The sequence below is a fragment of the Salipaludibacillus agaradhaerens genome, from assembly GCF_002019735.1.
GTDB classification, from domain to species: domain Bacteria; phylum Bacillota; class Bacilli; order Bacillales; family Salisediminibacteriaceae; genus Salipaludibacillus; species Salipaludibacillus agaradhaerens.
This window is the reverse complement of sequence record NZ_KV917378.1, coordinates 382,562-397,247: the sequence shown is the minus strand read 5'-3', so window position 1 is coordinate 397,247 and position 14,686 is coordinate 382,562. Positions and strand designations below refer to the sequence as shown.

Below are 14,686 nucleotides of genomic sequence, written 5' to 3'. Positions count from 1 at the left end.
TAAAACGAACCTTTAATCAGTAGGTGTTTTCGTTCTCCTCCCACTGATTGGTCGTTGCGTGAATCAGAACATGAGCGTCCGTTATCACGCCTCTGTATTTTGAGGCGAGCGTTTTACGGACGGTTATCTGTGATAAACAACAGTTTAAAGAAGCCAATCGTTCTCAAATAAAAAAACAGGGTCAAGATCGATAAAAATATAATGCTCCTCCCCTAAAGGATACGAATAGGTACGGATGAGGTCATTCGTTTCTATATCTCGATATTTATCAGATAACACACCTGATTTACGATACTTCATTTGCATAATATGGGCGAGAAAGTACGTACGCCAGCTCCAATTTTTCCCTCGTGTAGTTTCATCAGGGGTCCATTGTTTATCTTCATTTTTAATCCAGTTTGGACTTTTTTGATAACCATACACATCACATACATAGACACGGAAAGAGGCATCATGCGTTTCTTTTGCAATGTTTTCAACTAGCTGATCAGTAAACACGTCATGACTCTTTTCTTCCATTTTTGCATCCATCCAGCGGATAAAGTCAATTTGACTTTGCAATTTCCTATGAGCCATATCAATAAAAGAATGAATACTTTTCTGGAGAAAAGGGTGAATTGTATACTCATCTATAAACTCATTAACGGGTTCATGAAGATAAAAGCCTTGTAAAAATCGACCGCCATGCTTCCATGCTATGTGAAGCTGGTGAGCATCTTGAATACCTTTAAAATGTAATCCAGCACCAATTTTTCTAGCAAAAATAGATAAAGCACTTAACACATCTCGATAGGTATGCACGTTGACAGATGATTTCAAGTCAGATAATTCCACTTTAATGATATTGGGTTCCAGTTTAGACAGTTGATCTAAATTAGCATCATTCGTTTTTATATCATCTAACGCCACACTGTAGCCGCTTGCTTTCATGTACATGATCATATGACTTAAATCGTTCAAATCACCTTGATAATCAGTCAATCTCATTTCAAATACGACTTGTTTTCTATGTAAGCCTTCTTTACAAAATTCCTCAAAAAGCTCCATTAATTCTTCTAAACAATGCAGCTGTACAAGGGTATTAGGATCCACATTAAAGAATAAACGGGATAAAAGCTTTCCTTCCAAAACGCGTTTTACAGCTTGACGATAAAGTTCTTTATCCACTTCCCACTTGTATTCTGATGGCACAGACAAATCGCGAAAGAAAGGCCCTAAAGAGTTAAGTGCCCCATCTTGATTTATCCTACCCAGTACTTCATAACCGATAATCCGATACTCACTAGAATTTAAAACTGGCTGAAACTGAGGCACGACCTGTGGGACATTTTCTATTACTTCTAATGGATCCAAGCTCTCTTCCCCCTTTTGTAAATCATTCATATTTTATGAAGATCGCTATAGCCGACCACGATCTTTTGCTAGAGTCCTAACACATTTGACAGAGATCAGTTCATCAGCTCGTATTTTAAATTATACCACGGGTTATGAGTGGCGTCAGTTCACGCCATTCTTTCATCATAGGAAGTTTGTGAATTTAATCCTTTTTCCGATCATTCATGCGACATTAAAAACGACTGATTTTTAAGAATAAAGTATTAAATACATCCTGAAATCCGTGATAGTAAGTGTTGATTTGCAATCCATCCATTCGCTTTCCGCGGCCGGCTGGTGAATAAGCATTTGAACTAAATAATCGTCCCTATGCTAAATTCTAACAAAATTTCAGGCTACTTCATTTAGAATTTTCTATTTACTCGAAGCAGTGAATGGTGGCGACGCCAGCGGGAACAGCGCGAGCTGAAGACCTCACAGACGCGTTTTTTTGCGTCGAGGAGGCTGAGGCCGTGCCCGCGGAAAGCGTCCACCAGTAACGGATTCAGGTACATTCCAAACTACATTTTTTTTGGAAAATAGTTTAAAGGGGGATTGATTAAGTTGCGTTATCATTGATAAGGCAGATCATTAAAATATTTTAGAAAAGCAGGAAAGAGACAGCTTTTGATAACATGCCTCCCTAGTGAGTTGGCGACTTATGAATTACAGCGCTCCCACAGCTTTTCGGCCTCTTGAAAAGGAAGCTTAGTCACCCCTAGCCGTTCTCCTTCTCGTCCGAAGTCTTCATGATGAAAGTCAGACCCACCTGTCTTAAGGATAGACTTTCCTAATGTTTCTTCTATTCGTTCAGTGAGACGACGAAAGCGCGCTATGGCGTGTGGAGAGTGGTCTCTATGATAGACTTCAATTCCATCAAGACCATCTTCTATGCACCACTTGAAAATCGATTCATCTATATCATAATAAATCGGATGAGCAACGATCGCTACCCCTCCTGCTTCGTGAATAACCCTTATTGCTTCTTGAGGAAGCATTTCTTTCTCTTTCATTACATAACATGGTTTCCCATAGCCTATATATCTTTCAAAGATCTCGTGTACGGAAGCACCATACCCTTTTTTCATTAAAGCCTTCGCAAGATGTGGACGAGAATATGTCTCTCCTGTTACTTGAGCTTCTACATCTTCTAGTGAAATGTGTAGATCATGATCACGACACTTTTCTATCATTCTTACCATCCTTTGTTCACGTTTGTGACGATGGAAAGCGAGCGTTTCCTGAAACTGATGATCGGTCACATCTATACCATAACCTAAAATATCAACACTTTGATCATTTATTCGTGTTGATAATTCAATTCCAGGAATAAAACGAATGTTATAATAGGCCGCTGACTTTTTAGCTTCTGCAATACCTGTTGTCGTATCATGATCCGTTAGAGAAATAAGATCAAGTTCCCCTTTAGCACAAAGCCTTACTACTTCAGACGGCGAATACCCGCCGTCCGAGGCAGTGGAATGCATATGAAGATCTGCTTTTAGAGCCATTATGATTGCCACCAATAATCAAAAAGGGTGACAGGCAATTGCCGTTTATGTTCAGTTAACTTATAGCGCCTCTCTAAATTCTTCTTAATATCCTCAGGGAGTTCTTTTCCTTCTAAGTAGTCATCGATTTGATCATACGTCATACCTAGAGCTTGCTCATCTGATAGCAAAGGTTGCTCATCTTCAAGGTCAGCTGTCGGTGTTTTCGTGTATAAAATCTCAGGTGCTTCCAAAAATTTCAGAAGTTCTTTTCCTTGCCGTTTATTTAAGCCAAATAAGGGCGTCACATCACATGCACCGTCTCCAAATTTAGTGAAAAATCCTGTAACGGCTTCTGCTGCATGGTCGGTTCCCGCAACTAAACATTTAAAATGAGCCGCTAGATCATATTGGACTTTCATTCTTTCTCTAGCCTTCGTATTGCCTTTTACAAAATCGGACATCGTTTCGCCAGTGGCCTCTATGAACTGAGAAACTGAACCATCTACCGCTTTTTTTATATTGACAGTCACTCTTTTATACGGCTGAATAAAGTTGAGAGCAGTTTGCGCATCAACTTCATCGGCTTGTTCTCCATATGGAAGACGGACAGCAATAAATGTATAGTCATCTGTCTTCTCCTCAGTATTTAATTCTTCCATGGCAAGTTGAATTAACTTTCCGAGTAGTGAGGAATCTTGCCCACCAGATATACCAAGCACATATCCTTTCATTCCAGCTTTTTTTACGTACGCCTTAAGAAAGTTTATTCTATTCCTGATTTCCTCTTTAGGATCAATATGTGGCTTCACTTTCAGTGTAGCAATGACGTTTTGCTGAAACTCTAGCATTATTATCACCCTTTTCAAATTATAATTGATAGATACGCATGCTTTTCTTCACTTTATTCCAGCTTTATTTTCAAGCTGTAATAACTTCTCATAGCAGCCTTCCGCCCGTAATATGCGCTTTTCTGTTTCTCCTATTAAATCAAAATGAGGGAAGCTTTCTCTTTCATGGAGCCATGATTCTTTTAACCCATATTTCCCACCCCATGCTAAAAGAATGTCACGGTCAGCACATGCCGCTTTCGTAACCGTTTTATACTCAGGAAATCGTGGATCGTACCAAAAATGAGTTAAAAATGACACGCGACCTTTAAGTACATTTTGTTTCCATTCTGTTAGTTCTTGGCGCTTGACTCCGAATGCCATATCAAATCTCCTTTCACACTTCTATTTAATAACAGATTGTGGATGAAATTCAAGGGAGATCTTCTTTTCCGTCTACTTACCACCTTTATTTTTTAAACGTTACTATCTGATCACTTTCATCATAACAAACTAAGCGGTGACTCATACATATATCTTCCGCTCCAGAGAGGAGCTTCTTCGCATTGTACATTCATTCTTCTATAAAAAACACTTGGCTCAAAGAAACATACGATATTTAATGGTTCTATTGTGGATTTCCCTCTTTCTAATCTCTTCACACCTAAAAGGGCCTATTCCCACATTTCACTCATTCACCCAACCGTTTAGCTTTAAGTTAGTATGTATTATCTACTATTGTTTGTATTAAAAAAAGCTCAGCTAGAGCAACTAATCTCTTGGCTGAGCTCACAGGTTTAAATACGCCCGTGCTCTCTGTCTCCTTTTTCGTCGGCGATTTCATTCTTAAATGCTTCAATACTCTGCTCCCGACGCTCATTTTTATGACGAATGTTGTTTTTTTCTTGTTCAGACAAATGACGATTATCGAGTGTGGAACTTGCCTCTTCTATGTTTTCCTCGGTGTTTTCCACCATAGCTTCTAATCTTTCAACATTATTGGAACGGTCGTCCTTTTTAGCCATTTCCCAAGCCTCCTTTCTATATAACATTCGTCAATAGTGTGTTCGAAGGCTCAAAAAACATTCATCAGTTACACCTTTTATACATGACGTTTGTGCGTCTCATAAGCGATGTGCCAGTCAGGAAATACTTTTTTAATATTTACAGGGCGGAATGTTTCCGCATTAACACACACATGCTCACTCGTCCCAGTTAAGCATAATTCCTCCAGCGAATTGTGCATCTCGTAACCGTATTTGACTCTAATGCCTGTATAAGATTCAATCCATGTTTTAATTGTTACTTGTTGACCATATTTTGCAGGTCGTAAATAATTCATATTGACATTAATGACAGGAGATAATACACCTTGCTTCTCCATATCCGTATATTTAAAGCCTAGCTGTTCAATTAATCCCGTTCTCCCAATTTCACACCACACGAGGTAATTGGCATGATATACAACACCCATTTGATCTGTTTCTGCATACCTAACTGTGATAGTCGTTTCATCTATAAACATGTTTAATCCTCCTCGTCCATCAGCGGGAAATCATCTATCGTCAACCGTGAAACATCATGGCTATTAGCCTCTTGAATTAACCGAAAAGCTTGACGCTGTACCGCTTCTTCAACTTGATCTTTCATGGCTCGTCCATTACCTTTTTGGGGCCTTTTATGAAGTTCTTTTCGCAATGCTTCTTCCGCCGTATCGTCCAATGTGTACCCGAATTGATCAATATAGTACTTTAATATCTGTAAGAGCTCATCTGGTGAATAGTCTGGAAAATCTATATATTTTTTAAATCTAGACGCAAGGCCTGGATTTGTTTTCATCAATTTGGCTATCTCTGCAGAGTAGCCAGCTAACACCACAACGAGGTTTTCACCGTGCTTTGACATTTCTTCTACCAACGTATCTACTGCTTCTCTGCCGAAATCTTGTGGTCCTTTGCTAACTAAAGAATAAGCTTCATCAATAAATAAGACGCCTCCAAGTGCTTCACGAATTTTCTTTTTAGTCTTTATCGCCGTTTGCCCCACATACCCAGCTACTAAATCACTTCGACCCGTGACAATCATATGACCTCGTTTTAAAAGTCCTAAATCATATAAAATTTGGCTATAAATACTTGCCACCGTTGTTTTTCCAGTGCCTGGTGAACCTGTAAACACAGCATGAAGTTGAATGGGGACGGTAGGTAACTCAAGTTTTTCTCGTTTTTTTTGCATCTGCACAAAGGAAGAAAGTTGATGTACTTCTCTTTTTACATTCGTTAATCCAACAAGCTTATTTAATTGAGTCTCACCGACTTGCTCATCATTATCATCTGTGCGGTCATGTCGTTTGAATGCATCAGCATCTAACACGGTAAAGCTTTCTTTGGAATATACTTTTTCTTTCGCAGTTTGCGCGCCCTTATGAAAGATAGCATCCAAAATAATATTTTTTACTGTTCTGGCATTGCCAAAACTTTCATCTACTTTTTCTTTTTCTAGTCGTTTCCTCAGTTCCGTTAAAGCCTCTTCCGTTAAGGAAAAATCGTTATCTAACGCGACATGCTCGGCGATTTCCAAAAGCTCCTCCATAGAAAAATCGGGTAAATAAATATGATTTGTTTCGGGAAAACGGCTTCGTAAACCAGGATTACTCCATAAAAATGTCCTCATCTCTTCTGGGTAACCTGCAAGGATTACTGCAAATTTACCTGCATAGTCTCCGCTAGTTAGAGCAGAGACGAGTGTATCAATCGCCGTTTGGCCATAATCTGCCCCGCCGCTTCCTTCCCGCTTTAAGCTGTATGCTTCATCAATGAACAGGATGCCGCCTAACGCTTGTTGAATCACTTTCATTGTTTTTTCTTCTGTTTGTCCTACATAAGCTCCTACCAAATGTGATCGATCCACTTCCACTACCTCTTCACGGGGCAGAACACCTAGATCATAATAAATTTTAGCTAACAGTCGCGCAATAGATGTTTTACCTGTTCCTGGGTTACCAGTTAAAATCATGTTCAAGCTTCTTTCGTTTTCAAAATGATAGCCTTGCCGCTGCCGTTCCTTTTCATATTCAAGGTAATGATAATGGGTTTCTACTTTGCGTTTTACTTCATCAATACCTGTCATAGCATATAGAGTAGCTAAAGCCGTTGTTTCCTCTTCATCAGTTGTCTTTCGCCAAGTTTCCCATTGGTGAAGGTAATCCTTCAATTCATCGAGGGCATCATCTAGCTGTTGTTTTTTTTCCCTAGAGGCGTAGATCCCGTTAATTGTTCTTTTATATGCTTTTGCACTCCTTAAAATCTCTTCAAGGCAGTTACCGACCTGTTCGATTAAACTTAAGGCCTCTTTTATTTTCTCTTTCTTATCTTCATCAGTTGCATAGCGTAACACGTGTTCTATGCGTTCTTCCTTTCCCTTTAACTCTTGATACCAAGCTTTTGCTTGTTGCACAAGGGTTAAGAGTCGGTCTATTTTACTTTTCCTTCCTTGGCTATGATCTGTTTCACGAATTTTAGGTAATTCTTCTAGAAACCAAGGTTCGTTCATAGATGATAATGCTAAATCAACCCATATATCTGCCACGTAAGGTGAAGAAGGCGCTTTATCACTAGCGCCAGTAAGTAGTTGGTCTACTTGATTATCCCATTCTCTTTTTCGTTCATACCGCCTACCTGCAAGCATTGCCATCACGTCAGCTATTTGGTCCTCATCTTCCAACAGATCGTTGTCTAATATTCTCACCAGCTCAGCTTCATTCGCCTGTTTAAAAGATGTATTCTTCCATTTTTCTATTTCGTTTATTAGTGACTTATATTGCGCTTGTTTACCCATTTATTTTACCTCCCATCAGCCATTACAGTGGTTTTCGTTGTTTTGTTCCCAATGCTCCCACTTCTGCTGCCAATTGTCACACCTGTTAAGACAAGAAGAGCTCCTAAAAAATGAACAAATGTAAAGGCTTCATCCAGGATAACTACTGCCAGAATAACCGCAGACAAAGGCATTAAATTGATGAAAATCGAGGCTTTCGCAGCACCAATCATTTTTATCCCCTGATAGTACATAACAAAACTAATCACAGATACGATGATACTCATATGAATAATTGCTCCCCATGACAGTAGACTGGTGTTTTGAAGCTCCGTATAGCTTGTTTCTACGATGGCAAAGGGAAGTAACATGATAGTGCCAGTTCCTACAGCATAAGTTGTACATGTTAGCGAGCTGAATGTTTGTAAAGCTACCTTTCCAACGACACTATATAACGCCCAACATATAACGGCTATTAATAGAACTAAATCAACTTGGTGAAAACCATCAGATATCAATGTGCTAAACTGGCCCTCCGTTATAATGATACTTGCCCCACTTAGTGCTAGGATTAACCCGATAACCTGTCTTCCTTTTATCTTTTCCTTTTAAAAAAGAGCAGACATTAGCAGAATTAATATGGGATTAGAAGCAATAAAAAGTGAGCTTTTAACCACTGGTGCATCTCTTGTGGCAATAAAAAAAGCAATGTTATATAACGCAATACCTGTCAATCCAAGAAACCCCATCATTAGCCATTCCTTACCTTTAGGGCGCCGTCCTCCTTTATCCAACCAGAACATAAGGGGAATTAATAATAATGTAGCAAAAAAGAATCTAAAAAAAGCCACTGTACTTGGATCTAGGTCCTGAGTAGCAATATTTCCAGCAATAAACGCACTTCCCCAGCTACTTGTGGCACAAGCTAGCATGACATAGACGAGCCAAGGATATTTTAGTAATGTTTTTTTCACAATTAGACTCCTCAAATTTTAAAGTCACTAGAAAGGCTATAAATGTTATTGATATAGTATATTTGTTAGTTAAGTATAGCATGAGAGTAAACACGTGTATGCTTTTGTGCTTAAGTCAGATCGTGTATAATGAGATAGATCGCTTTATAAAAAGGAGATAATGTATGCTCAGAAAATCTGTGGTGCTCGTAAGTACCCTGCTAATGATTATTAGCTTACTATTTTTTCACAGTGAATTACTACATTGGATTCAATTAAATGAACGAGAGTACGTGGTTTTAACATTATCTATCGCCACTCTCATGTCTTTATTTCCCGTCATTCCATATCCTTTAGTAGGTGGTGTGATAGGGGCAGCGTATGGACCATTTATGGGAGCATTTATTATATGGACAGGCTCAACACTTGCCTCTCTTATTTTTTTCTCACTAATCAGATATGGTGGCTTTGATACATTAGGCACTAAATTGTTATTAAAATACTCTGCTACTAAAAGGCTCACTTTGTTATTTGAGAAAAATGCTTTTATGTCCATTACTGTATTGCGGATGATCCCCGTCATCCCTTCGATTATTATTAATGCTTATGCAGCATTAAGTAGAGTTACTTTTAGTATTTATGCTATCGCTTCCGGACTTGGCAAAATCCCTTCAATGACATTATTTGCACTTATAGGTCATACAATTATTACAAGTCCTACTGAGCTTGTCTATATGCTCCTCATTTACACCGTGTTTATCACATGTGTATACATCGGTTATAAATGGTGGCTCAAACGTCTCGAACAGCAACTCATTAAAACTGAAGAGAAACGATTAAATAATGTCTGACGCATAAAAGCATTCTCTTATGAGAATGCTTTGTGTTTTAAATTACTTAATGATACGAATAAAGCGAAAACTTAGTTTATAAACGAATACACCAATAAATCCACCTAATGTATTTAAAATGACGTCGTCCACATTAGCTACTCGATAAGTAAATAGAAATTGGCTCACTTCAATAAATATAGATAGAAGCATCGAAAAGAAAACAGTTAATAAAATAGAAATATTGCTATTTATTTTTCTAATACTATCTATTAAAAACGGAAATAGATAGCCAAATGGCACAAATAACAAAACATTCCCAATTAAAATACGAAAAGGGTCAAGCCAGCTCTCACTGTACATAGAAATACGGTAAATACTCAAAAAAGGGTCTAAATTATAATTTCGTCCTCCAGGGCCAACGGGGCCAAACGAAGAGCCGTAATTCCAGGCAAATAGCGTGACATAAAATAAGCCCGCCATGTAAATAAGGAGCAGAGTTAACAATCCCTTTGTTAAAGAGGGGTTAAAAAAGAATCTATTTTTTTTCAACAGAGGGCAACTCCTTCATAATATATGTAACATACCGTCATCATTATATTATCTTATTGGAAGCTTCGTTTGACAAGTCTTTTATAAAAAATTTCGGTTCTAACTTTGCTACTATTTTATGTTTATCTAATAGTGAAGGCGTTACATTCAATTTAGATAGGGCCTGAGTCACTTTTTAGAAACGAGAGAGCTTAATCAAACGGGCTTGTACGCATGGAAGAGAAAATTAAATGCAAGTAACCGAAAACAATTGAAAATATAGAAAAATGAGCTTGGATTTAATTGTACCCAAGCTCATTTATGAAGGAAATCTCCTATAATCATTTCCCTTTATCTGGAACATAATCTGGTTGCTCATTACCTTTTGTGTTCATTTGTTTCCCTTTATTACTGTCACTTTTGCGTGGTTGAGTGCCTAAGTGATTAGGCTGGAAATGATGAGCTGGATTGCGATGTTTCCCCATATTATTCACCTCCTATCTTCGTCACTAATCGCTTAGACGATCCATATGTCGCTGATCAATCCGTTTTTCTATCTCATGAACCGCTTTATTATCTTTAAGTAACGCTTGTAAGTTTTGGATATACAATTCCTCAAATTTCAGTTTCATTTTTCTACTCATTTCTATTACCTCCATTCATTACAAATTAGTATGAACATAAAATGAGCTATCTTATACTGTAAATATTCTAATTTTTCCCTTTTCCACTAAAGTACATTTGACCTGTGCCGTCCATTGTCATAAGAAACACATCCTTTACATCTTCATAACCATTATTTTTGATCTGGGTATTAACCCATTCAATCGTCGCTACTTTAGAAATATTGCCATGTATATAACGCCCATCCTGAATTAAGACTGTGGGATAACCTTTATTAGTAGCTGATTGCCCCATATCATTTTTCGTTACGGTGTCGTAACGGGATTTTTTGATAACACTAATTTGACCATTTGCTTCAAGAACAGCATAATCTATTTCCGTTAAATTAATGGAGCTGTTTAGCCGTAAATCCATTAATAATGATTCTACAGTAACCTTTGCTTTCTTCAGTTCGTCTGTTAATATTTTTCCTTGCTCAATCAATATAATAGGTTCATCTTCAATGACTCGACGAAAACGAGGGAGTTTAAGAGCAATGTAAGACAAAAATAAATGAACGCCACCAATAAAAGCTGCCGCAGATAGCGGGCCTGCCATCGGTGCTTCTCCGTCTGCAAGTGGCTCCCCAACAACATCACCAATCACGACGCCAAAAAGAAAATCAATCGGGTTCATTGTTGTCATTGAACGCTGTCCCAGTACTTTAATTAATATAAAAACATAAATATAGACAATCGCAGCTCGGATAAGGAAGCCATAAATAGCTAAATCAGTTGTTCCATACCAAAAGTCAAACATGATTATCCTCCGATTTTAGCCGTTGTTCCTAGTATGGCTGAACTTATCAGATGTATACAATGAGATACATGAACGAGCTTTACCAAAGGTGTCTCATAACTCTATTTTTCTTGCCGTTTGTTTATACAAATAGAGGCTCAACTTTTTCTTACCCACAAAACAAACATAATGCGCATAAAAAAATAAAAACAGCCTCTAAATACGAGGCTGTTTCATCATTATTTTACACTAGCAAGATTATTTCTCAATACCATTGGTAAAATACCACCGTGACGATAGTAATCAATCTCCACTTCACTATCGAATCGTGCAATAACATCAAAAGTGGTCTCTTTTCCAGTTTCAGCATCTGTCGCTACAACTGTGACATGATCCCGTGGTTGAATATCATTCGTCACTTTAACATCAAATGTTTCTTTACCGCTTAATCCTAACGTTTCGGCACTTTCTCCCTCTTTGAACTGAAGAGGTAAAACGCCCATAAGAACGAGGTTACTGCGGTGAATTCTTTCAAAGCTTTCTGCGATGACCGTTTTAATACCAAGAAGGTTCGTGCCTTTAGCAGCCCAGTCACGTGAGCTTCCCATTCCGTAGTCTTTACCGGCTAAAACAATGAGCCCCGTGTCTGATTCTTTATACTTCATGCAAGCATCATATATCGCCATCACTTCACCTGTAGGCCAGTACGTCGTATAACCACCCTCAGTGCCTGGCGCTAGTTGGTTTTTAATACGAATGTTTGCGAAAGTCCCTCTCATCATCACTTCATGGTTTCCACGACGCGATCCGTAAGAATTGAATTGAGCTGGGCTTAAGCCTTTCTCCATTAAAAATTTCCCTGCTGGACTATTTTTAGCGATAGCACCAGCTGGCGAAATGTGGTCAGTCGTAACTGAATCTCCCAGCTTCGCAACAGCACGAAGTCCGTTCAACTCTTTAACATCTTCTGGTTCTGGTGACATCTCATCAAAGAATGGTGGGTTTTGAATATAAGTGGACTCAGGATCCCATTTATACAGATCACCATCTGTCGTTTCAAGCTGGTTCCACTGTTCATTATCATCAAATACGCGTTCGTATTCTTTTTTAAATAATTTTGGCTCAACAGCTTCTTCCATTGCTTTCTGAATCACATCATTTGACGGCCAGATGTCTTTAAAGTAAACATCATTTCCTGATGAATCTTGACCGATTGGTTCATTTAACAAGTCAATATCGACCGTACCTGCTAATGCATACGCCACAACTAGTGGTGGTGAAGCTAAGTAGTTCGCTTTCACTAATGGATGGATCCGTCCCTCAAAGTTCCTGTTTCCACTTAAAACAGATGCTACAGTCAAGTCTGAGTCAGCGATCCCTTTTTCAATTTCTTCTGGTAGGGGACCACTGTTACCAATACAGGTCGTACAACCATAACCCACTAGATTAAATCCTAGTTTATCTAAATATGGCATAAGACCTGCGCTTTCTAAATAACCCGTAACAACTTTTGAACCAGGCGCTAAACTTGTTTTAACGTAATCAGGCACATTCAATCCTTTTTCCACAGCATTCTTTGCTAGGAGTCCTGCACCTATCATAACGTGAGGGTTCGACGTATTTGTACAGCTTGTGATGGCGGCGATCGCTACTGCCCCCGTCTTTAATGTAGAGGTATTGCCGTTCGGATGGACAACTTTCACCTCTTTAGCTATCTCTTCTGGCGAAAGCCCGAAACCTTGGTTACCAACAGGAGCTGTCAATGCCTCTTTCCATTGTTCTTTCATTTGTGATAATGGGATGAGGTCTTGAGGGCGTTTAGGTCCTGATAAATTAGGCTCAATCGCTGATAAATCCACTTCAACGACCGATGTGAAATTAGGGTCATCTTGACCAGGTGTGTAGAACATACCGTTCGCCTTCGTATAAGCTTCTACAAGGTTAACTAGCTCCTCACTTCGACCTGTAAAGCGCAAATAGTTAAGTGTTTCATCATCCACTGGGAAGAATCCACATGTAGCCCCATATTCAGGAGCCATATTAGAAATTGTCGCACGATCAGCTAACGTCATATCGGCTAACCCTGTTCCAAAAAACTCAACAAACTTTCCTACCACATTTTTCTCTCGTAAAACTTGAGTTACTTTTAATGCTAGGTCAGTAGCAGTTGCCCCTTCTGGCATGGCACCATTAAGTTTGACACCGATAACTTCTGGCACAGGAAAATAAGAAGGCTGCTTTAACATACCAGCTTCCGCTTCAATACCACCGACACCCCAGCCTAAAACGCCCAGGCCGTTAATCATCGTCGTATGTGAATCCGTCCCGACTAATGAATCAGGAAACGCTATTTTTTCACCATTTTCCGTCACACCTTCTTGTACCACATTCGCTAAATACTCTAAATTAACTTGGTGGACAATTCCTGTAGCTGGTGGGACTGCTCGATAATTATCAAGAGATTTCTGTGCCCAATTTAAAAATTTATAACGTTCTTCGTTTCGTTCAAATTCTAATTCCATATTTCGAAGCAACGAGTTAGCTCCGCCAAATTCATCCACTTGTACTGAATGGTCTACAACGAGGTCCACAGGGATTGCCGGGTTAATTTCTTTTGGGTCTCCCCCCATGTCAGCCATTGCTTTACGCAACGAAGCTAAGTCAACGACTGCCGGAACACCAGTGAAATCCTGAAGGATAACACGTGATGGCTTAAATGGAACGTCAATATTTTTCACTTGATCGGTACCCCATTTAGCTAAATTCTCGACATGTTCCTCTTTAATCACCCGACCGTCAAATTGTCTTAGTACAGACTCAAGAAGAACTTTAATGGAGTAAGGGAGGTTGTGAACGGTTCCAACTCCAGCCTCCTCAATAGCTGTCAAATCATAGTAGTGATAAGTTTTACCATTTACATCAAAGGTTTTCTTTGAATTAAATAACACGTTATCTGACATATGTATTCCCTCCTTCACGTACTATCATATAATACAATATTGAAATTGTCTAAAATCTTTTCAGTAAATTGTCACATTTTCTCTTATATACTATAACAATTTATGCTTCATCGTCCATTTTTTTGCTTCTCTCTTGTTATCGTTTCAATTATGTAAGAGCAGCCAGACAAATCAGTTGGCTGCTTTATTTTCAATAACTAATTTTTATCAATTCGTTTTATTTAAATAACTCATACTTCACGTTCATCAATTCATTTGCATATATGTCCAATTGATGTTTTTGATGCTCCGTAGCAACAACGTACGCCTTTTCAATAATTTGTTCTGCCTCATTAAGTTCTTCATGCACCCGCTTAGTTTGATGCCCGTAATCAGGAGATTGCTCATCTAACTGCTGATAAGCATCTTCTAGTTGAACAAACGCTTGCTGAGCAGCTTGAAATGCCTGCTGTTTATTTTTATTGTAAGGCACAGATTTAACGCCCCCCTTCATTTATCATC

The 14,686-nt window shown here is 38.7% G+C and carries 16 protein-coding genes; 1 reads left to right on the top strand and 15 read right to left on the bottom strand.

Translation table 11 applies throughout. The features are described from left to right. Nucleotides 1–144: 144 nt before the first annotated feature. From BK581_RS01920 to BK581_RS20235, 9 genes are all read right to left on the bottom strand, one after another. Nucleotides 145–1,353: an EAL domain-containing protein gene (locus BK581_RS01920; protein WP_169837484.1), complete on the bottom strand. Its 1,209-nt coding sequence runs from the start codon at nucleotides 1,351–1,353 to the stop codon at nucleotides 145–147. Nucleotides 1,354–2,033: 680 nt separating this feature from the next. Further along, complete coding sequence (locus tag BK581_RS01915; RefSeq protein ID WP_078576568.1) at nucleotides 2,034–2,885, bottom strand: PHP domain-containing protein; 852 nt, start codon at nucleotides 2,883–2,885, stop codon at nucleotides 2,034–2,036. Then, nucleotides 2,885–3,715, bottom strand: a complete 831-nt coding sequence (gene nadE, locus BK581_RS01910) for an ammonia-dependent NAD(+) synthetase (protein WP_078576567.1) — start codon at nucleotides 3,713–3,715, stop codon at nucleotides 2,885–2,887. Before nadE ends, BK581_RS01915 begins: the two co-directional genes overlap by 1 nt. 48 nt (nucleotides 3,716–3,763) lie before the next feature. Beyond that, nucleotides 3,764–4,078 (bottom strand): hypothetical protein, encoded by a 315-nt coding sequence (locus tag BK581_RS01905; RefSeq protein ID WP_078576566.1) that lies wholly within the window; start codon nucleotides 4,076–4,078, stop codon nucleotides 3,764–3,766. Nucleotides 4,079–4,491: 413 nt separating this feature from the next. After that, on the bottom strand, nucleotides 4,492–4,746 hold the full coding sequence (gene tlp, locus BK581_RS01900) for a small acid-soluble spore protein Tlp (RefSeq protein WP_078576565.1): 255 nt from the start codon (nucleotides 4,744–4,746) through the stop codon (nucleotides 4,492–4,494). 50 nt (nucleotides 4,747–4,796) lie between these two features. Continuing rightward, nucleotides 4,797–5,219: an acyl-CoA thioesterase gene (locus BK581_RS01895; protein ID WP_078576564.1), complete on the bottom strand. Its 423-nt coding sequence runs from the start codon at nucleotides 5,217–5,219 to the stop codon at nucleotides 4,797–4,799. A gap of 2 nt (nucleotides 5,220–5,221) precedes the next feature. Further along, on the bottom strand, nucleotides 5,222–7,531 hold the full coding sequence (locus BK581_RS01890; protein ID WP_078576563.1) for an AAA family ATPase: 2,310 nt from the start codon (nucleotides 7,529–7,531) through the stop codon (nucleotides 5,222–5,224). A gap of 5 nt (nucleotides 7,532–7,536) precedes the next feature. After that, nucleotides 7,537–8,028, bottom strand: a complete 492-nt coding sequence (locus BK581_RS20240) for a DMT family transporter (RefSeq protein WP_245828852.1) — start codon at nucleotides 8,026–8,028, stop codon at nucleotides 7,537–7,539. Between the two features lie 90 nt (nucleotides 8,029–8,118). After that, nucleotides 8,119–8,484, bottom strand: coding sequence for a DMT family transporter (locus BK581_RS20235; RefSeq protein ID WP_245828850.1), 366 nt, complete (start codon nucleotides 8,482–8,484; stop codon nucleotides 8,119–8,121). A 164-nt stretch (nucleotides 8,485–8,648) separates the two neighbouring features. Between BK581_RS20235 and BK581_RS01880 the strand changes: the two genes are divergently transcribed. Further along, nucleotides 8,649–9,314, top strand: a complete 666-nt coding sequence (locus BK581_RS01880) for a TVP38/TMEM64 family protein (protein ID WP_078576562.1) — start codon at nucleotides 8,649–8,651, stop codon at nucleotides 9,312–9,314. A 42-nt stretch (nucleotides 9,315–9,356) separates the two neighbouring features. Here the strand turns inward: BK581_RS01880 and BK581_RS01875 are convergent, their stop codons facing one another. The 6 genes from BK581_RS01875 to BK581_RS01855 form a co-directional block, all read right to left on the bottom strand. Further along, the gene (locus BK581_RS01875; RefSeq protein ID WP_245828849.1) at nucleotides 9,357–9,845 is read right to left on the bottom strand and encodes a VanZ family protein; all 489 of its coding nucleotides are present in this window, start codon (nucleotides 9,843–9,845) and stop codon (nucleotides 9,357–9,359) included. A 320-nt stretch (nucleotides 9,846–10,165) separates the two neighbouring features. Further along, a complete protein-coding gene (locus BK581_RS01870; protein ID WP_078576561.1) occupies nucleotides 10,166–10,309 on the bottom strand; it encodes an acid-soluble spore protein N in 144 nt (47 codons plus the stop codon). 24 nt (nucleotides 10,310–10,333) lie between these two features. Next, nucleotides 10,334–10,468 carry an FbpB family small basic protein gene (locus BK581_RS19815; RefSeq protein ID WP_095995517.1) on the bottom strand — a complete coding sequence of 45 codons (135 nt, stop codon included), beginning with the start codon at nucleotides 10,466–10,468 and terminating at the stop codon, nucleotides 10,334–10,336. Nucleotides 10,469–10,535: 67 nt separating this feature from the next. Then, a complete protein-coding gene (locus tag BK581_RS01865) occupies nucleotides 10,536–11,246 on the bottom strand; it encodes a DUF421 domain-containing protein (protein WP_078576560.1) in 711 nt (236 codons plus the stop codon). Nucleotides 11,247–11,464: 218 nt separating this feature from the next. Next, on the bottom strand, nucleotides 11,465–14,185 hold the full coding sequence (gene acnA / locus BK581_RS01860) for an aconitate hydratase AcnA (RefSeq protein WP_078576559.1): 2,721 nt from the start codon (nucleotides 14,183–14,185) through the stop codon (nucleotides 11,465–11,467). A 217-nt stretch (nucleotides 14,186–14,402) separates the two neighbouring features. Continuing rightward, a complete protein-coding gene (locus BK581_RS01855) occupies nucleotides 14,403–14,657 on the bottom strand; it encodes a hypothetical protein (RefSeq protein ID WP_078576558.1) in 255 nt (84 codons plus the stop codon). Nucleotides 14,658–14,686: the final 29 nt, after the last annotated feature.